General features: G+C 69.0%; 2 protein-coding genes. One reads left to right on the plus strand and one right to left on the minus strand.

Annotation, left to right across the window (positions count from 1 at the left end):
* On the plus strand, positions 1-192 hold a 192-nt coding region (locus G7A99_RS23855; protein WP_205600045.1), incomplete at its 5' end, for a hypothetical protein.
* A 21-nt stretch (positions 193-213) separates the two neighbouring features.
* Here G7A99_RS23855 and G7A99_RS23860 read toward each other — a convergent pair.
* On the minus strand, positions 214-591 hold a 378-nt coding region (locus tag G7A99_RS23860), incomplete at its 5' end, for a VOC family protein (RefSeq protein ID WP_205600046.1).

The following is a 591-nucleotide window of genomic DNA, read 5'->3' on the forward strand; positions in this document are numbered from 1 at the left end:
TTCCTGAGCAGTCAGTACGCGCCCGGCCGGGACATCCCTGCCGAGCACCGCGCCCTGCGCGACGCCGCGCTGGCCGGCGACACCGGCACTGCCATGAGCGTGCTGCGCGTGCACATCGAGCGCACCGCGCACACCGTCGAGCGCATGCTCGCCGCCGGCGAGGCCGCCCTCGAGGAGGCGGCCTCGTCCTGACCCGCGGCCCATCCCGCCGCCTCAGGTCACCACGGCCAGGAAGTTCTCGTTGAGAACCCGGTCGTGGTAGAAGATCGCCTTGCCGAGGCTGTCCGCCGTCCAGGTGATGGTCGGGTGATCCGGGTACCACGTGCTGCCGCCGGCGAAGACCTCGTTGCGGTTGCCCGAGGGGTCGAAGAAGTAGATCGTCTTGCCCCGGGTGATGCCGTGACGGGTCGGTCCGATGTCGATGGAGATGCCGTACTTGGACATGATGTCGGCGGCCCGCAGCACCTCCTCCCAGCTGTCCAGCAGGAACGAGACGTGATGTAGCCGGCCGGGCTCGTCGTGGCGGATGAAGGCGATGTCGTGGGCCTTGTTGGAGCACGACAGGAACGCGCCGACCAGGGTCTCGCCGTC

It is taken from the genome of Arhodomonas sp. KWT (assembly GCF_010993615.1).